Consider the following 16,388-nt stretch of genomic DNA (forward strand, 5'->3'; position numbering starts at 1 on the left):
GTTACACGAGCATTTCGACGGGTTCCGGGTGGCTGAGAAAATGCACAGGACTCGCCGAGCGGCCATAGGCACCCGATTGCTTCACCACCACGAAATCCCCGATGTGCGCTTCGGGAAGTTCAACCTCGTCCGCAAGACGGTCGAGCGGCGTGCAGAGGCAGCCGACCACGTGACACTGCTCGCGTGGCGCGCTGTCGGGACGGTTGCCGAGCACGACCGGAAAGTTACGGCGCAGGACCTGGCCGAAGTTGCCGGAGGCCGCCAGGTGATGATGCAGTCCGCCATCCGTGATGACGAACGTCCTGCCGCGCGACACTTTCCGGTCGATGACGCGGCACACGTAGATGCCGGCCTCGCCCACGAGGTAACGACCGAGTTCGAGGATCGGCGTCGTTCCGGGCAGACGTTCGCAAAGCGGCGGCAGCCAGTCCTGCATCGCCTTGCAGACAGCCTTTACATCGAGCGGGGTATCGCCCGGAAAGTAGGGGATGCCGAAGCCGCCGCCGAGATTCACGAACCGCAACGGTTGCGGCAGACTGCTCGCAAGTCGAAGGATGAGATCAGCACTCTGGCGCTGGGCTTCGATGATGGTTGTCGCATGCAGGCACTGCGAGCCCCAGAAGACGTGAAAGCCCGCGAGAGCGACTTCCCGCGCTTCGAGTTCGCGCAGCAGTGCCGGAACCTGGTCGACATCAACGCCGAACGGCGCGGCGCCGCCCCCCATGCGCATGCCGCTGTGTCCGGCCTGAAAATCGGGATTGACGCGGATCACCACGTTGGGCTGCACGCCCAGCTCCCACCCAAGGGCGGTGACAAGCCGCAACTGGGTTTCCGACTCGACGTGAATATTGATGCTACTGGCCACCGCGCGCCGTAGGTCGTCGTGAGACTTGCCCGGCCCGGCGAAGCCGATCGCCTTTGGGGAGGTACCCGCATCGAGCGCCAGCGCCATCTCCTGCGCGGAGGCAACGTCGAACCCGTCGACCCGCTCGGCCAGGTAGTGGATCACGGCGGGCATCGGGTTCGCCTTGATCGAGTAGTGAAGGTGCATGCCGGAGGGCAACAGACTGCGCAGTTCCCGCACGCGGGTATCGATCGCAGAGCGGTCGTAGGCGAAGAATGGCGTACGCCCGGCGCGGTCGGCCAGCTGGCGCACGTCGAGGCCGCCGAACTGCAGCCCGGGGGGACGCCTGATGAAGGTGAGACTCATGATGGTTTCTCCCCTGAATCGCGCGCGAGGGAGGCAAGGCCGGACGACGCGACCTCGCTGCGCAGTGCCGCCCGGTCGAATTTTCCGTTGGGGTTGCGAGGAATATCCGGATAACTAGCAATATGTCGCGGAACCATGTAACGCGGCAGGCGCTGCGTGCACCAGTCGCGTAACTCTTCGACGTCTGAATCACCGGCGAGAACGACGAGCAGCACAACCGCTTCACCAAGCTCGTCATCCGGGATGCCCAGCACAACGGCTTCCACGACAAGGCCGCTCGCATGGACCATTTCCTCGATCTCTTCCGGGCTGATCCGGTAGCCTGAACTCTTGATCTGCGCATCGTTGCGGGCGATGAAATACAGAAAACCTTCGCTGTCGCACCGCACGAGGTCCCCGGACCACACCGCCATATCACGCGGCGCGCCGCCCGGCTTTGCTTCAGGCGAAGGGCGGTAGCGTTGCGCGGTGCGCGCAGCATCGTTCCAGTAGCCTGGCGTGACGGATGCGCCGACATGTACAAGCTCGCCGGCTTCGCCCGGAGCGCACGGTGTGCCGTCCTCGCGGACGACGAGCACCCGCGCATTGGGCACGGCCTTGCCGATCGAGTCGGGGCGGCTGTCAACCTCCGCGGGGTCGAGAAATGTGGAGCGGAACGCCTCCGTCAACCCGTACATCAGAAACGGCGTGGCCTGCGGAAACACCGCCCTCAGTTTCTGCAGTACAGGCAGCGGAAGACGCCCTCCTGTGTTCGCGAAGTAACGCAGATTATTGCGCGCCGAGTCTGGCCAGGTTGCGCCCGTGAGTTGCATCCACAATGGCGGGACACCCGTGATCGCGGTGATGTGTTCGCGCTCACACGCGAGGACAGCATCGTGCGCCGTGAGGTAGTTCAGCAGCACTGCTGTCGCGCCTGCCGACCACGCCGAGGTTAGCTGGCTGAGGCCCGCATCGAAGCTCAGGGGCAGGACGGCAAGAATGCGGTCAGACGGATCGTGCCGCAGATACTCGGCGACGCTCCAGGCACCTTCGAGCAGGTTCCGGTGGCTGAGCATCACGCCCTTGGGCAATCCCGTCGAGCCGGATGTATAGAGAAGGGCTGCGAGGTCTGTGTCGATGCATGTTACGGCCGAGACCGGCACCAGCGCGTCGTGGGGGCTGGAGATGGAGTCTGGCCAGCGGAGAATCCTGACCCCGGTCGGCTGATCAGACGAAGCCTGGTCTGGTTCGTCTACGAGGATGACATCGGACACCGGCGCAACGCCCTCAGCGGCCAGGGAGCGGGCGCGCAATGCGGTGGTCACGAGGCACCGGGCGCTGCTGTCGCGAAGCACGTGAGCCACCTGGTTCGGTTTCAGGAGCGGATTCACCGGAACGAAAACGCATCCTGCGGCACAGGCGCCGAGCATCGACACGACAGTCTCCACGCGCTTGTCGAGAAAGATGGCGACGCGTTCGCCCGGAGCCACACCGAGGGAAGGCAATACCTGTCCGAAGGCATGGCTGCGTTGCAGCAGTTGGCCGTAGGTGAGGCGGACGTCACCGCAGACGAGCGATTCCGCATCGGGTGTGCGGCGCGCTGCCGACTGGACAAGATCAAGGAGGTTTCTCATGGCCGGATAGCGATCAGGTTCAGGGGCAGTGGCGGATCACCATGGCGCCAAAGCAACCGGCAAGTCCGCTGGAGAACAGCAGGGAACAGGAGTCCGGTTTCCCGCGAGGCGCCGAGTGGAAGTTGATGAACGGGTCGGCGCCGAACACGTGCCCGAGGCGTCCGAAATTCGTGGTGAAAAGACGTTCCTGTGGTACGGACAGCATGGTCATGAGACGCGACCAGCCAGGCAGGTTGACGTGGTGAGGCAGGACATGAACGAGTTCATTGCCCGTGATGCCTGCCTGTCGAAGCGCCGCGCGCATCGTCGTGAATGCCGACCAGTAGTAACGGTCATCTGGGACGGGCTGAAGATCATCGTCGGTCCCGCGGAAGTAGCGAGCGTCTGTATAAAGGTGCAGCCCCACGATGCTGTTACGGTCGGCGCGGCGCTCCAGCAGGAGCGCGCATGCGCCGTCGCTATGTAGCGCGAGATCCTGGATGGCGCGCAGATGATCGCAGCCCGATCCCATCACATCTGCGCAGACAACGATTGCCCGCTGGATGGTGCGACCTGCGACGGTGAGCACGCGCAGCAACCGGATGGCGGCCATCGGCGACACGCAGTTCTGCTGCATCACCGAGAACGCGAGTGCGCGCTCAAGGCCCATGCGGGACTGGATGAGCGCCGCAGTACCGGCAGGCGGCGCCAGCACGCTGCTCTGGATTGTGTGGGTGTAGATGAGGGCATCGATGCTTGCCGGTGACGTGCCAGTGTCCTCGAGCAGGGCGGAAACCGCTTCGCACGCGAATGCGACGGGTGATGTCGCTGCAGCGTCGTGGAACTGCTGCACACCGTTGCGCAGCAGTGCATTTGCGCGTGCCTCGGGAAATCCGCAGCGACGGGCCCAGGTGTCAGCATCGACCGTTCGTACCGGCAGGCTGGATGCGATGCCGGACAGCGACAGTACAGGAGGGGTTGGAGACGCAGACATCGCTAGCTCCCGCGGTATTCGAGAACGGCGCATGCCGCCTGCCCCTGGAAGCCTGCTGACCACAGCAGGATGCGTTGTCCGTCCGCCGGAACAATCGTTTGCAGCAACACGTGGAGCTGCGCCGGCGCGTCTGCGGCGCACAGATACCCGATATCGCCTGACTCCGGGTACCACATTCGCCCGACTGGCAGTCGGGCCTCTGCACTGACGTTGCATGCCAGGGTGGTGTTGATGCGCGGAGGCACGATCCAGTCAAATGCAGTGGGTTTCAGGCCAGTCTGCGCGCACGTCTCCTCAATGACTTCGACTACGACCTCTTCGTCGATACAGATATCCTGCGGCGGGACGGACACGGAGGTGGAGGGCGTCCGTACCGTGAGACTGCGTACGTGCCATCCGGGACACGCCTCACGCCTGACCAGTATCGCGGCTGCGCCATCAGCCAATACGGTCAGCGAACCGGTCTGACGTGAAAATGGCGGGAGCCAGCGTTCAGCCGCGACGATCAGTGTCGTGTGCATGCGGTCGTCACTGGCCATCATGTCGGCCGCCACCTGCAGCGCAAGAAAGAAGGACACGCCCTGGATCTGTCCGATTGCGAACGGGGCACCCGTCGATCCCAGTTCGCTGTGCAGGCGACCCGCGCACGATAGCGCGAGATCGTGTTCAAGACTGGTTCCACATACGATGATCTGGTCTGGCACATGGTTGTCTTTCGAGGGATACCGTCGGATAGCTTCGCTGGCTACGGCGGATGTCATTTCCGAGAGGCTGAGGCGTAGCTCGCTGGCGACATGCGTCGGCATCGCAGGGTGGACGGGCCGGGACGGATGATTTGCGGCGACGGGCGGTGTCTCCAGTTGGCGCCAGCGCAGCGTATCGGCATAGACTGATCGCATGACGGCTTCGCGCATGGAGTTGGGTGTGGCCGCTGGCTCCTGTGCCAGCGCTTCGGGGCGCACATGTGCCTTCGGTACATAGCGCGCTGTCGCTGCGATGCAGACTTGCCCGTGGCCGTGGTCAGTTGCGACGTACATGGGATTCCACGAAGGAGACCAGATTGTCGAAACGTAGAAAGAGGTCGGACGAGAGATCTTCCGGCGCGAGTGTGAAGCCGAAGCGCTGCTCGAGCTGAAGAAGCAGGTCTGTCATGTTCATTGAGTCGATGCCGACGTCGAACAGGTTCGTGTCGTCCGCAATGAGGTCCGCTGCCGCGGTGCTGCCGATAGCCGACAGCAGGCATGACCTGACGGCGGTGGCGATTTCCTCGCGGCCCGGGTCGTGCATGTTATGCGTCATGAGATGTCTCCTGCCCGGATCGGTGGGCATTGGCGATGTCGGGTGATGGGTCAGGCTGAGTGGGGCAGCCGGAGGGCGGTGCCGTGATGTCCCACGGACGTGACGCTGATCGCTGCGCTGCCCGTGCAATCATGAGTCGCTGCAGGTCGCCGGTACCTTCCATGATGTCGAAAGCCTTGGCGTCCCGGTAAGCCTGCTCAAGTGACGGACAGGCGGCGATGCCGTCGATACCGGCGAGGTCGATGGCAGCACGCGTCACCCGTGCGGCTACGCGCGAGGCAAACGCCTTGGTCATGGATGAATCCATTGACGTTGCAACGCCGCGATCTGCTTTCCAGGCCGTGCAGTGGCAGAGCAGCCACGCGGCCGCAATCTGGCGGTCGATGTCGAGCAGGGACGCTTCCACGCTCGCCACGCTGCGATGCCTGTCTGCGGGTGTGCCGCCCGCACCGAGCCAGGCCGCAAGGTCCGCGCGCACCCGCCGGCAGGTACCGACCATGACGGCGGAGAGCAGTGGCCTGAAATAGTCCCAGGACCGCTGCGCACCCGAGAAAGCGTCATCGAGGGGCTTTTCGTCGCCGCGGGCAAGCAGCGCATCATCGGTGAGCTCGCAGTCTGCGTAGGAGAGCACGGCGAGCTGGGTCGCGCGCAGACCTGCCATCCGTTCGATGCGCGACACCGTGAATCCTGGCGTATTGCAATCCACAAGGAATGCGCGGATCCCGTAGCGACCCATGTCTCGGTTGATCGTTGCAAACGTGATCACGCAGTCTGCGCGTGCGCCGTTCGTGATAAAGCACTTTGTGCCGTTCAGGACCCAGCCGCGGCCGGTCTTTCGTGCACTCGTGCGCATGGCAGTCGCGTCGGAACCGCAGTCCGGCTCGGTGATGGCGAAAGCGCCCCAGCGCGGCGAGCCCGCCTGGAACCGCTCGAAGAACCCGGCCTGCTGTTGCGTCGAGGCGAGCGCAACGACAGGCGGCATGGCCAGCCCGGGGCCCGGCAGCGCCAGCGCGATGCTTGCGTCGGCCTCCCCGAGGTAGGCCATCAGAGTTGTCTGCGCGACGAGGGACTGCAGTGTCGGACAGCCGCCGTACCGGGTGGGCACGAGGTTCATGTTCAGAGCGCTTAGGTCAGCTGCACGCCAGGGAGGACCGACGATCTCGCCGGTTGCGTCCGATTCGGGACTGACAGCGCGCATACGCCTGGCAAGCAGGTCGAGATCGAGCCCGCGATCGGCGAGCGCTGCGCCGATGTCGTCGATCGTGTGAGCCTGCTGCGACGTTGGTTCGTGTCGCGTCATGACGCCTTCTCCCAGGTGGGCGCATCTGCGCCCAGGACCGATATTCACGCGAACCCACGGATGAGGTTTGCGTGTCGTCTGGCAATGAGCGTAGGCATCAGGGCGGGGAGTCGTCACCTCCGAACATTGGGAGGCTGTTGTATCGGGGGCGTTCGTGGGGACGTTGTGGCGGTCACGCGGCAGTGGATGACCGATAATGACATTCAGACCAAACGATGATGGCTAACTACAGGTGTGACGTATGGCAGCGCGAAAACAGACGACAGAGAAAAAACCGTTGCTGAAGCGAGACAAGCGAGGGCCCCGCACGACCAAGCGAGGGGACCAGGTTGCCGAACTTATCAAGACGTGGATTACCGATGGCAAGGTGCGGCCGGGCGTGCGGCTGAACAAGGAGGCCGACCTCCAGGAAATATTCAACGTCAGCCGCGGTTCGATGCGCGATGCCCTCAAGGCACTGGAGGTGCAGGGACTCGTGCGTCTGAGTACGGGACCGGAGGGTGGTGCAACGATTACGCGAGTGCCACTCGCCCGGGCATTTCAGGCGTTGCAGAACTACCTGTTTTTCGAGAGCATCAGCCTCGAGGATATTTATGCGGTGCGGCGCGTGCTGGAGCCGCTGCTTGCGGCGGGAGCGGTGGAGCATCTGACGGACACAGATCTGGAGGCGCTCGAGCGCAGTGTGGATGTGTGCGAGCCATTTGCCCCGAGTCATGAACGTGCGCTCGACCAGCGCCACGAGGACATCCACTTCCATGACGTGCTGGCTGCGGCAAATCCGAACGCCTTTCTTCGCTGCGTATGCCAGATCATCAACCAGATGCTGCACAGCCTCGTGATCGTGGCCGGCAACGTGACCCAGCGGGATTACCAGGCGTTCGGGCGGCAGACTGTCGCTGCTCACCGCGCGATTCTGGATGCCGCGAAGAAGCGCGACGCCGGTGCGGTGGAGCAGCTTATGGCGGCGCACATGGATGAAGCCGAGGCCCAACTGCGCAAGGTGCACGCAGCCTTGCGCCAGAAGCTGGTACTGGATTCGGACCTTGGTCTGCACGTCGGCAGAAAGGGCGGTAACTGACGGATGCCCGAACCGTTGACACTGCGCTCGGTGTCCGCTGGTTGACCAACCTTAGTGTGTTGTGCGGTTAGGTATAGAAGCGGAAAGCGAGCGTGCCACGTCCGCGAGTGGTGCCCGTCCGAACGCGAGTTCCAGGATGTGGCTTGCCCAGAGCACAAGTGCATCGGCGTGACGGCCGCCAACAATCTGTATCCCGACCGGTAGACCTTCTGAAGTGGTGCCCGTGTAGACGCTCGCCGCAGGAAGACCGAGCTGGTTGCACCACGCGGTGAAGTGGGGAAACAGCTCCTCGCTGGCCGGGAGTTCCGCAAGCGGCATGGCCACTCGGGGATACACCGGGCAGATGACAAGATCGTACCGCTCGAAGAACACGTTGACCGCGGCTCCGAGCTCCCCTCTCTCGATGAGTGCGCCAAGCAACGCCTGGCGCGATATTGTCGCGCCTGCTTCAGAGTAGGCCTGCAATGACGGATCAAGCGCCGCACCGCCGTCAGCCATGCTTTCGGTGAGCTGGCGACAGCAGGCAGGCCAGATGGTGGCGTGGATCGCGTTACAGCGAGCGATACCCGGCGGATCTTCCGGCTGAACCCTGGCGCCAAGGTCACGGAAGGTGTCGACTGTACGCATGAGCGCGTCGTGGACGGCGGTTTCGGGCGTGACAGCGAGGCCCAGGGACGGACTGTACGCTATGCGGACACCGCCTGGTGTTGGCTTGCACTTAAGACCAAGTTCATAGTCGCTGGCGTCGAACGGCAAGGCGTACCAGTCGCGGCTATCAGGGCGGCTGATGACGGTCAGGACGCGCGCGGCATCCCCCACGCAGCGTGTCATGGGGCCAACGTGGCTCAACAGCCCGAACGGACCGCGTGGCGCATGCGGAACGCGTCCGAAGCTCGGCTTGAAACCAAACGTACCAGTGAACGCGGCTGGAATCCGGATCGATCCACCGCCGTCGGTGCCGATCGCCACGGGCGCCATGCCAAGCGCGACCGCCGCGGCGGCTCCGCCGCTGCTGCCGCCTGGGGTACGGTCCGTATCCCAGGGATTGCGCGTGACTCCCGTAAGCGGACTATCGGTGACGATCTTGTGGGCGAAATCAGGCAGGGTGGTCTTGGCAAAGCAGATGGCGCCAGACTCGCGAAGCCTCGCGACGCACGGGCTGTCGTGGGGTGATGGCGTTTCGTCCGTGACGCGCGAGCCATATCGTGTAGCAAGTCCGGCGACAGCGACGTTGTCCTTGACGCTGATTGGCACTCCGTCGAGAGGGCCAAGCGGGCGTTTGCGTTGCCATCGTGTTTCCGATGCGCGGGCCATGTCGAGCGCGTCTGGAGCCATCTGGCAGAAAGCATTCACGGCGGGGTCGAACCTCTCGATCCGTTGAAGCACGGCGGACATGACGTCGACTGGCGAGACGCTACCGTTGCGATAAACCTCCTGCAGTTCCTGTGCAGTGAGTTCACAGAGATCGCCCTGCATGTCCTCTCCTTATTAATTATAACAAATACACCATATTGCCGATTGTGGTCGATGTCAAGGTCCCGTTCAAGTTATTGGTTTCGGGGTAAACACGCTGAAAACATGAGTTGACACCCGCATTTTGCGGGGCTAATTTAATAGCAATAAATCAGGGGCGCGACCGGCCGGATGCGGCTGGACAGTCACAGTGTGTCCGTGTGCCGTGACGGCAATTTGTCGTGAGCGTTGGCGCAGCGCGGATCGCCTGCGATGAGCGATCATCAGGGAGAGGCTACCGCGGCTGGTATGGGAAAAGAGTGCGGGTTGCCGCAGATAGTCAGCGGATACCGCCGCGGTCTTCGGCTGCCTTGATCAACTGCGACAGCGACACACCGAGCGCGTCAGCAATGTCGATCAATGCGTCGATTCCCGCGATCGTTTTTGCGCGCTCGATGAGTGAGATTGTGTTTGGGTGAACTTCCGCGCGTAATGCCAGACCGGCCTGCGTCCACTTCTTCAGCTTGCGGCGTGCGCGGATCTCCTTCCCAACAGCCTTGATCAGTGTTTCCTTGGTCATGCGTACTCGATTGAACTGGGCGAATCGAGTATCGGGGAGCGAACGACCAGAAATTCACAATAAATTGTGTAAACGGAGTTTTGTTGATCTAAAATTCACAATATTTTGTGTAAACGTGAGAGTGCGAGCCGGGGACGGCGTTGGTGGCAACTGGCTCGTGTTCTCTCCCTCGGCGGGCTACCGGCAGATGGCTGCTGGCGGGTTCCACCTGGTATGCGAGGAGATGATGATAGGAATACTTAATGTTGCGAGCTACGCATGCGTTCTCGCGATGATTGCGCTCGGTCTGGCCGTGGTGTTCGGCATGATGGACATCGTGAACCTTGCACATGCCGAGTGGGTCACGATCGGCGCATACGCGTTAGCCGTTGCCCAGGCGGTTGGCGGGAAGGAGGCTTTCTGGCTTGCCTTGCTTGTGGCGCCCGCTGTCGGGGCCGCCCTCGGGTGGTGCCTCGAGCGTTTCATCATCCGGCTGCTCTATGACCGGCCACTGGACACGCTCCTCGCAACCTATGCGGTCAGCCTGATCCTGCAGAAGGCACTGGAACTCGTCTTCGGCACCCAGCCGATGCTCGTGTACGCCCCGTTCAGCGGGGCCATCCCCGTCCCGGGCGGAAGCTATCCGGCCTACCGGATCTTCGTGATCGGCGTCGCGCTGATGGTGACGGCAGGGTGCTGGTTGCTTTTTGCCCGTACGCGTTTTGGTACCCGGCTGCGGGCCGTGATCCAGCACCCGGCGATGGCCGAGGCTACTGGCATCGACACCCGGCGCCTGAATCGCATTGCCTTCTGCGGTGGTGCGGCGCTCGCCTCGCTTGCTGGCGTGCTCGTCGCCCCCATGGTTTCGGTGGAGTCGCATCTGGGCGTCTCCTATCTCGCCAAGGCGTTCTTCGTGATCGTGCTGGGCGGTATCGGATCGATCGCGGGCAGCATCCTGGGCAGCGCAGTCATCGGTACCGCCGAGACGTTACTGAGCTATCGCGTCGATCCCTCCCTCGCATCGGCGGTGGTGCTGGTCCTCTCCATCGTGGTGATCCGGTTCAGACCGCAAGGGCTGATCCCAGGATTCAGCGCGGCCCATCAGCTTCTCGGAAAAGGATAAAGCGTATGTCTGGAAAACATGCAGGCTGTCTGCGGCTCTGGTTCTCACAGCCCGTCCTGGCCCCCAGGGATGGCTCGCCGCTGTTGATGTGGAGCGTGGCAGTTGCCGCCGCGGCGCTCGTGCCTTTTTTTGCCGGTCCCTGGCTGCTGTCGACGGTACGCGATGCATTGGTCATGGGGATCCTCGCATTGAGCTATGACCTGCTCTGGGGACGGGCCGGGGTGCTCACTCTCGGGCACACCACGTTCCTGGGTCTCGGCGCTTACGGATTTGCCATCACGACCGTGCAGTTCGGACAGGCATCCGTGACCGGGTTGGCGGCGGGTGTTTTCTGCGCTGTGGCTGTCGCCGCCGTGATTGGCTATTTTCTGCTCTTTGCGGGGGTAAGGCTCCACTTCTTCGCCATCATCAGCCTGGCCGTGCTGATCGTCGCCCAGCAGCTCGCCGTCAGTTGGCAGTCGATTACCGGGGGCGACACGGGCATCCTTGGCATCCCGGGACTGTCATTTGGCGTGGGCAGCCACACGTTCGACATGAGCAGTCCTCGCGCTTCCTGGTACACGGTCGTCGCTGTACTGCTTGCCGCGACTGGCCTGATATGGCTCGCCTGCCGCAGTCGCTACGGCAAGGTGCTCGATGCGATCGCGACCAACGAGTGGCGCGCAAAGGCGTGCGGCTATCACACGTCGTTTCACCTGCTGCTCGTCTTCGTCGCCTCGGCGGCGCTTGCCGCAATCGCCGGCGCGCTGATGGCGGCCTGCTCGGGGGTGGTGGCACCGGACGTGTTCTCGCCGCTCCTTGCGACCGAAGTGATCCTCTGGGTGGCTATCGGCGGCAGGGGAAGAATTGGTGGACCTGTCGTCGCCGCGGTCGTTCTGACACTGCTCAGGCAGACCGTCTCCAGCTACAGCACGGACGGCTGGCCCCTGATCCTCGGCGGTCTGTTTCTCGCCTGCGTGCTGTTCATGCCCAACGGACTGCGACTTCATGAATTGGTGGAGGCTGCGCGTCGGACTGCTCGAGCGGTATGGAGCAGGCCGCCGGTTCACCGCGCGGGACACGCCCGGGAGGAACGGTAATGGACGGCCAGTTTCTGCAGGGCACCAACCTGTCGCGCGCGTTCGGGGGAATCAACGCCGTGGCGGGCGTCGACATCAACATCGCGCCACGCGATCTGCTGTGCGTGATTGGCCCGAACGGCGCGGGCAAGAGCACGCTTGTCGGGCTGCTCTCAGGCGCAATTGCCCCCGGTTCCGGCGAACTGTATCTCGACGGCGAGCGGATGACCGGCCGCCCGATGCACGCGTTCTGCCGACGCGGTGTGGTGCGCAAGTTTCAGGGGACCAACACCTTCCTCACGATGACGGTGCGCGACAACCTGGTGGTAGCGGGCCTTGGCGTCGCGGCTTACCGGTCGACGCCAATGCCGGATCCCGACGCGGTACTGGAGGAGGTGGGTCTGGCCGGGCAGGCGGGCGAAACCGCCTCGCATTTGCCGCACGGTGAGCGGCAGTGGCTCGAGATCGGCATGGCCATCATGTGCCAGCCCGCATTGCTGCTGCTCGACGAACCTGCAGCCGGTCTGTCCACGAAGGACGCGCAGCGGCTGGTACGCCTCATCCACCGGCTACGGGAGCGGTGCGCGGTACTCGCCATCGAACACGACCTGGGCTTCGTGCAGTCCCTTGAGTGTGAGACGTGGGTGATGCACCGGGGAGAGGTGGTTCGACGGGGATCGTATGCGGAGATCGCGGACGACGAGGAGATCCGCCGCATCTATCTGGGGCGGGGGGCGACACATGCTGCACATTGAAAACCTGTGCGCCGGATACGGCGACGTGGATGTGGTTCACGACCTCACGCTGGACGTGCTGCCGAACGAGGTGGTCGGTGTCCTCGGCTGCAACGGCGCCGGCAAGTCCACGCTGGTGAAGGCGGTCATGGGGCTGCTGCCTCGCGTGAGCGGGCAGGTCGCTTTCCTCGGGCAGCCGGTGACGGGCCTGCGCACGCACGAGATCGCGCGGCGCGGGATCGGTCTGGTGCCGCAAGGGCGGTGGATCTTCCCGATACTGACCGTGCGGGAGAACCTGCTGATGGGCACGCAGGCCGCCGGCGGAGCCGACATCCTCGACGAGGTATTTGATTACTTTCCGGTGCTGAAGTCGCGCCTTTCGCAGCAGGGCGGCACGCTCTCGGGTGGCGAGCAGCAGGTCCTCGCCATTTCGCGCGCGCTGTGCGGCCGTCCGAAGCTGCTCCTGCTGGACGAGCCCTCCGACGGTGTGCAGCCCAACCTGGTCGAGCGGATCGGCGAGGTGATTCCCGAGCTCTGCCGCCGCTCGAAGCTGGCCGTGCTCCTGGTCGAACAGAACCTCGACCTCGTCCTCCAGAGCGCGCGCCGGTGCATTGTGCTCAGCAACGGACGCCTCGTGCATGCCGGCGCCGTTGAGCCGCGACGTAGTGGAACGGGAGAACACCCGCTCGCGCGCTACCTCTCTCCGGCCACTGACGGCGCGCCGGACTTCCGCCCTGAAAACATCCAGTGAAATCCAGTGATGCCTAGTGAGAAAACGCATGAACCGACGTGAATTTTCCCGAGCCGTAGTGCTTGGCGCAACTGCTTCCCTCGCCACATCGGCGGTCTCTCCGTTCGCGCGTGGCGCCGAGCCGTTGAAGATCGGCCTGCTCGCGCCACTCAGCGGTCCCCTGACGCGCGTGGGGCAGACCAACCGTAACTGTGCCGCGCTGGCGGTGGATGAGATCAACGCGGTGGGTGGGCTGCTTGGCCGCCCTCTGCAACTGAGCGTCGAGGACACGCAGATGTCGACGGCCGTTACGCTGGAGAAGGCGCGGCAGCTTTTCATGCGTGATGACGTGGCAATGATCACGGGCATGGTGCTGCCGTCTGAGCGCGAGGCGGCCCTTCAGGCCGCAAGGGCAGCGAGAAAGCTCATCGTCTATCCGAACTTCGACGAGGGGCGGTGCGACCCGCAACTGTTCACGACAGGCCTCGCCACGAGCCAGCGGATCGAGCCACTCATTGCGTGGCTCATGCGCGGTGGTGGACAGTCCGTCTGCGCAGTCGTCTCGGACATCGGCAGCAACCGGAAGGTGCTGATCCCGCAGTTGCAGGCGGCGGTGGCGCGCCACGGCGGCAAGTTCCTCGACGTCTACTGGTTACCCTTCGGCACGCGCGACTACGGGGCCGTACTGCAACAGGTCGCGAGCGCCAGGCCGCAGATCGTATGGCACAGCATCGGAGACGACCCGGTGACGTTCGTGAAGCAGTACCGGTCGTTCGCGATGAAACCGCAACTGGTGACGGACATCGCACACGAATCCCTCTCGATTGCAACCACAGGAGCATCGACCGGAACGATCGGCGTGTCGTCGTACTTCATGAGCATCGACAACCCGGAAAACCAGGCGTTCCTCACGCGTTATGCGGTCCGTTACGCCGGTGCACGCGATCCCCGTCTCGGCGGCTTTGCCGTTGTACTGCCGCACGGCGAGAACACATATGCAGGCATTCGTCTCTTCGCCGAGGCCGTCCGGTCGGCGGGAAGTGTCGACGCCGCGCGCGTGAGGGCTGCGCTGCCCGCCGTCTCCATTGCGCTGCCGCGTGGCAAAACCGGTGTGAGCCATGACGGGGGCCACGTGCTTTGCCAGACACGGATCGGCCAGGCGCTCGCCGATAACAGCTTTTCGATCCTGGAATCCACGGGCCCGGTGACGCCGGTCTGTGAAGGATAGACGTGTCCTCGCCACGCTTTGGAATCGTTTGCACCAAGAGATAAGGACTACAAAATGAGCGAAATTGTCATGCTGAATGCGGCTCAGCTGGTTGCCGGCTTCCGGCAGCGCAGCCTCTCGCCTGTGGAGGTCATGTGCGCGGTACTGGACCGGGTCACGAAGCTCGATCCGGTGGTCAACGCCTTCTGCGCTCTCGACGAGGAAGGGGCGATGTCGGCCGCCGGCGAGGCCGAGCGCCGGTGGATACGCGGCGAGCCGTGCGGTCCGCTTGATGGCGTGCCGGTATCGGTCAAGGATCTCGTCGCCGTAGCCGGTCTTCCGACACGGCATGGGTCATGGACTGCGCCGCCGGACCGCGAAAGCGTCGATGCGCCGGCCGTGGCGCGCCTGCGGCGCTCGGGCGCCATACCGTTTGGCAAGACAACGACTTCCGAGTTCGGCAACAAGATCGTCACCGACTGTCCGTTGACGGGCGCGACGCGCAACCCGTGGGATACGCGGCTCTCGCCGGGAGGTAGCAGCGGCGGATCGGCGGTCGCGGTTGCGCTGGGCATGGGTCCGCTGTCGCTTGCCACCGATGGGGGCGGGTCCATCCGGATTCCGGCCTGCTGGAGCGGTGTGGTCGGGTTCAAGCCTACGTTCGCGCTGGTGCCGGCGGGCAGTGCGGCGTCGTGGACTGCACTGTCCACCCTCGGCCCGATCGCGCGAACCGTGCGCGACGCAGCGTTGATGCTTGATGCGATGACCTGCGCGAACAACGACGTGCCTCCGGGGGCGGGGAGTTCGTCCGGCTATTCCTCCGGACTGGACGACGGCGTCGCGGGTCTGCGGATCGCCTGGTGTCCTGCCCCGGACAGTGTATCGGTGGCGCCGGACATCGCGGAGTGTATCGAGAGGGCGGTGGACACATTCGGGGCGCTCGGCGCGACGGTCATCCAGACCCACGTTGCGCCGATCGCGGACTACTACGGCAATGGCCGCATGCATTCGGTCCAGTGGTCCGTGTTCTTCGCTCAGCGCGTGCGGCATATGGAGGCAGCCGACAGGACGCTGCTTGATCCGGACCTGACGGCACTTTCGGATGCAGGGGCACGGATAGACACCGCGACATTCGTCGATGCACTGCTTGCCCGTCACGCGCTCGGCGCATCGATGGAAACGTTCTTCGAGCGTTACGACCTGCTGCTCACGCCAACGTTTCATTGCGGACCACCTCCGGTTCCCGGCTTGCCCGGCCATCTGCGTAATGCACCGCTTCTGACGGCATGGTGCAACCAGGCTGGCGTGCCTGCCATATCCGTGCCGTGCGGATTCGCAGGGGACATGCCGACGGGCCTGCAGATTATCGGGCGTCGGGGCAGCGATGCCTTGGTGCTGCGGGCAGCGCGTGCGTACGAACTGGCGAGAGGGGATTTCCCGGCACCGGGACCGGAATTGCAGCTTCCGGGCGACACGGAGATCGCGCCATGACGATCCAGATCGCGCGGATCGTGGTTCATCTCGTTGAGCGGCGCGCTGAACTCGGCACACCGGTGACCCCACCGCACCGTCAGGTAGTGGCCGCGGCGGTGCTGAAGCCGACCGACCAGGATGTTGCCTGCGAGCTTGAGTCGCTCTATGCGACGGGCGCTAATCTCGGCCGGATGCTCACCGGACGGGCGTTACTTGCGCTCGGTTGTGCGGGGACAGACATCCAGGGTTACGGGAAGGCGGCACTCGCAGGCACAGGCGTGCCGCTCGAATGGGGAGCGGCGCTGCTCCATCCGCGACTCGGCAAGGCGGTGCGCGACTGCCTGCCTGGCGCGTCTTCGATCATGCCGTCCGTTACGAAGCGCGGGCCTGCGGGAGCCTGCGTCGACATCCCCCTGCACAGCGTCACAGACATGTGGAGCTTCGACCACTTCGACACGGTGTCGCTGTGCATACCCGACTCGCCGGAACCGGATGAACTGCTGGTTGCCATTGCGCTGGCCGAGCGGGGCAGGCCGCTCGCACGCGTCAGGCCGGGGTGACGCATGGCGGCAAACCGTG

At 64.1% G+C, this 16,388-nt stretch carries 16 protein-coding genes; 8 read left to right on the plus strand and 8 right to left on the minus strand.

Translation table 11 applies throughout. The features are described from left to right. Position 1: 1 nt before the first annotated feature. Genes BFE01S_RS04095 through BFE01S_RS04120 form a run of 6 tightly spaced genes read right to left on the minus strand, consistent with a single transcriptional unit; the run spans position 2 to position 6,395 of the window. Positions 2-1,210, minus strand: coding sequence for a pyridoxal-dependent decarboxylase, exosortase A system-associated (locus BFE01S_RS04095; RefSeq protein ID WP_028200452.1), 1,209 nt, complete (start codon positions 1,208-1,210; stop codon positions 2-4). Next, entirely contained in the window at positions 1,207-2,823 is a 1,617-nt protein-coding gene (locus BFE01S_RS04100) for an acyl-CoA ligase (AMP-forming), exosortase A system-associated (RefSeq protein ID WP_028224507.1), read from the minus strand. The genes BFE01S_RS04095 and BFE01S_RS04100 overlap by 4 nt, the downstream gene beginning before the upstream one ends. 19 nt (positions 2,824-2,842) lie before the next feature. Beyond that, the gene (locus BFE01S_RS04105; RefSeq protein WP_028224508.1) at positions 2,843-3,796 is read right to left on the minus strand and encodes a ketoacyl-ACP synthase III family protein; all 954 of its coding nucleotides are present in this window, start codon (positions 3,794-3,796) and stop codon (positions 2,843-2,845) included. Positions 3,797-3,798: 2 nt separating this feature from the next. After that, on the minus strand, positions 3,799-4,833 hold the full coding sequence (locus BFE01S_RS04110; RefSeq protein WP_028200449.1) for a beta-ketoacyl-[acyl-carrier-protein] synthase family protein: 1,035 nt from the start codon (positions 4,831-4,833) through the stop codon (positions 3,799-3,801). Continuing rightward, positions 4,817-5,095 carry an acyl carrier protein gene (locus tag BFE01S_RS04115; RefSeq protein ID WP_025496106.1) on the minus strand — a complete coding sequence of 93 codons (279 nt, stop codon included), beginning with the start codon at positions 5,093-5,095 and terminating at the stop codon, positions 4,817-4,819. The genes BFE01S_RS04110 and BFE01S_RS04115 overlap by 17 nt, the downstream gene beginning before the upstream one ends. Then, positions 5,085-6,395 carry an acyl-CoA dehydrogenase family protein gene (locus BFE01S_RS04120; protein WP_028224509.1) on the minus strand — a complete coding sequence of 437 codons (1,311 nt, stop codon included), beginning with the start codon at positions 6,393-6,395 and terminating at the stop codon, positions 5,085-5,087. The genes BFE01S_RS04115 and BFE01S_RS04120 overlap by 11 nt, the downstream gene beginning before the upstream one ends. Positions 6,396-6,636: 241 nt before the next feature. Here BFE01S_RS04120 and BFE01S_RS04125 point away from each other — a divergent pair, with 241 nt between their 5' ends. Continuing rightward, on the plus strand, positions 6,637-7,473 hold the full coding sequence (locus tag BFE01S_RS04125; protein ID WP_028200446.1) for a FadR/GntR family transcriptional regulator: 837 nt from the start codon (positions 6,637-6,639) through the stop codon (positions 7,471-7,473). A 51-nt stretch (positions 7,474-7,524) separates the two neighbouring features. On the opposite strand, the gene BFE01S_RS04130 is transcribed toward BFE01S_RS04125, so the two are convergent. Both BFE01S_RS04130 and BFE01S_RS04135 read right to left on the minus strand, forming a co-directional pair. Next, positions 7,525-8,949 (minus strand): amidase family protein, encoded by a 1,425-nt coding sequence (locus BFE01S_RS04130; protein ID WP_028224510.1) that lies wholly within the window; start codon positions 8,947-8,949, stop codon positions 7,525-7,527. 316 nt (positions 8,950-9,265) lie between these two features. Beyond that, a complete protein-coding gene (locus tag BFE01S_RS04135) occupies positions 9,266-9,505 on the minus strand; it encodes a helix-turn-helix domain-containing protein (protein ID WP_028224511.1) in 240 nt (79 codons plus the stop codon). Positions 9,506-9,731: 226 nt separating this feature from the next. On the opposite strand from BFE01S_RS04135, the gene BFE01S_RS04140 reads away from it, so the two are divergent. From BFE01S_RS04140 to BFE01S_RS04170, 7 genes are read left to right on the plus strand one after another with little or no spacing between them, the layout of a single operon-like run. Continuing rightward, positions 9,732-10,607 carry a branched-chain amino acid ABC transporter permease gene (locus BFE01S_RS04140; RefSeq protein WP_028200443.1) on the plus strand — a complete coding sequence of 292 codons (876 nt, stop codon included), beginning with the start codon at positions 9,732-9,734 and terminating at the stop codon, positions 10,605-10,607. 5 nt (positions 10,608-10,612) lie between these two features. Further along, complete coding sequence (locus BFE01S_RS04145) at positions 10,613-11,686, plus strand: branched-chain amino acid ABC transporter permease (RefSeq protein ID WP_028224512.1); 1,074 nt, start codon at positions 10,613-10,615, stop codon at positions 11,684-11,686. Then, positions 11,686-12,420: an ABC transporter ATP-binding protein gene (locus BFE01S_RS04150; protein ID WP_028224513.1), complete on the plus strand. Its 735-nt coding sequence runs from the start codon at positions 11,686-11,688 to the stop codon at positions 12,418-12,420. The genes BFE01S_RS04145 and BFE01S_RS04150 overlap by 1 nt, the downstream gene beginning before the upstream one ends. Further along, the gene (locus tag BFE01S_RS04155; RefSeq protein WP_028200440.1) at positions 12,407-13,150 is read left to right on the plus strand and encodes an ABC transporter ATP-binding protein; all 744 of its coding nucleotides are present in this window, start codon (positions 12,407-12,409) and stop codon (positions 13,148-13,150) included. Before BFE01S_RS04150 ends, BFE01S_RS04155 begins: the two co-directional genes overlap by 14 nt. A gap of 28 nt (positions 13,151-13,178) precedes the next feature. Continuing rightward, the gene (locus BFE01S_RS04160) at positions 13,179-14,357 is read left to right on the plus strand and encodes an ABC transporter substrate-binding protein (protein ID WP_028200439.1); all 1,179 of its coding nucleotides are present in this window, start codon (positions 13,179-13,181) and stop codon (positions 14,355-14,357) included. Between the two features lie 54 nt (positions 14,358-14,411). Then, a complete protein-coding gene (locus tag BFE01S_RS04165; RefSeq protein WP_028200438.1) occupies positions 14,412-15,827 on the plus strand; it encodes an amidase family protein in 1,416 nt (471 codons plus the stop codon). Beyond that, positions 15,824-16,369 (plus strand): amino acid synthesis family protein, encoded by a 546-nt coding sequence (locus tag BFE01S_RS04170; RefSeq protein WP_028200437.1) that lies wholly within the window; start codon positions 15,824-15,826, stop codon positions 16,367-16,369. The genes BFE01S_RS04165 and BFE01S_RS04170 overlap by 4 nt, the downstream gene beginning before the upstream one ends. The last annotated feature ends 19 nt before the right edge of the window (positions 16,370-16,388 follow it).

This window comes from Paraburkholderia ferrariae NBRC 106233 (genome assembly GCF_000685035.1).
Taxonomy (GTDB): domain Bacteria; phylum Pseudomonadota; class Gammaproteobacteria; order Burkholderiales; family Burkholderiaceae; genus Paraburkholderia; species Paraburkholderia ferrariae.

What these genes read in the sequence shown, in the direction of transcription:
- BFE01S_RS04095 (WP_028200452.1), bottom strand. Translation starts at nt 1,210, where the DNA reads ATGAGTCTCACCTTCATCAGGCGTCCCCCCGGGCTGCAGTTCGGCGGC.
- BFE01S_RS04100 (WP_028224507.1), bottom strand. Translation starts at nt 2,823, where the DNA reads ATGAGAAACCTCCTTGATCTTGTCCAGTCGGCAGCGCGCCGCACACCC.
- BFE01S_RS04105 (WP_028224508.1), bottom strand. Translation starts at nt 3,796, where the DNA reads ATGTCTGCGTCTCCAACCCCTCCTGTACTGTCGCTGTCCGGCATCGCA.
- BFE01S_RS04110 (WP_028200449.1), bottom strand. Translation starts at nt 4,833, where the DNA reads ATGTACGTCGCAACTGACCACGGCCACGGGCAAGTCTGCATCGCAGCG.
- BFE01S_RS04115 (WP_025496106.1), bottom strand. Translation starts at nt 5,095, where the DNA reads ATGACGCATAACATGCACGACCCGGGCCGCGAGGAAATCGCCACCGCC.
- BFE01S_RS04120 (WP_028224509.1), bottom strand. Translation starts at nt 6,395, where the DNA reads ATGACGCGACACGAACCAACGTCGCAGCAGGCTCACACGATCGACGAC.
- BFE01S_RS04125 (WP_028200446.1), top strand. Translation starts at nt 6,637, where the DNA reads ATGGCAGCGCGAAAACAGACGACAGAGAAAAAACCGTTGCTGAAGCGA.
- BFE01S_RS04130 (WP_028224510.1), bottom strand. Translation starts at nt 8,949, where the DNA reads ATGCAGGGCGATCTCTGTGAACTCACTGCACAGGAACTGCAGGAGGTT.
- BFE01S_RS04135 (WP_028224511.1), bottom strand. Translation starts at nt 9,505, where the DNA reads ATGACCAAGGAAACACTGATCAAGGCTGTTGGGAAGGAGATCCGCGCA.
- BFE01S_RS04140 (WP_028200443.1), top strand. Translation starts at nt 9,732, where the DNA reads ATGATAGGAATACTTAATGTTGCGAGCTACGCATGCGTTCTCGCGATG.
- BFE01S_RS04145 (WP_028224512.1), top strand. Translation starts at nt 10,613, where the DNA reads ATGTCTGGAAAACATGCAGGCTGTCTGCGGCTCTGGTTCTCACAGCCC.
- BFE01S_RS04150 (WP_028224513.1), top strand. Translation starts at nt 11,686, where the DNA reads ATGGACGGCCAGTTTCTGCAGGGCACCAACCTGTCGCGCGCGTTCGGG.
- BFE01S_RS04155 (WP_028200440.1), top strand. Translation starts at nt 12,407, where the DNA reads ATGCTGCACATTGAAAACCTGTGCGCCGGATACGGCGACGTGGATGTG.
- BFE01S_RS04160 (WP_028200439.1), top strand. Translation starts at nt 13,179, where the DNA reads ATGAACCGACGTGAATTTTCCCGAGCCGTAGTGCTTGGCGCAACTGCT.
- BFE01S_RS04165 (WP_028200438.1), top strand. Translation starts at nt 14,412, where the DNA reads ATGAGCGAAATTGTCATGCTGAATGCGGCTCAGCTGGTTGCCGGCTTC.
- BFE01S_RS04170 (WP_028200437.1), top strand. Translation starts at nt 15,824, where the DNA reads ATGACGATCCAGATCGCGCGGATCGTGGTTCATCTCGTTGAGCGGCGC.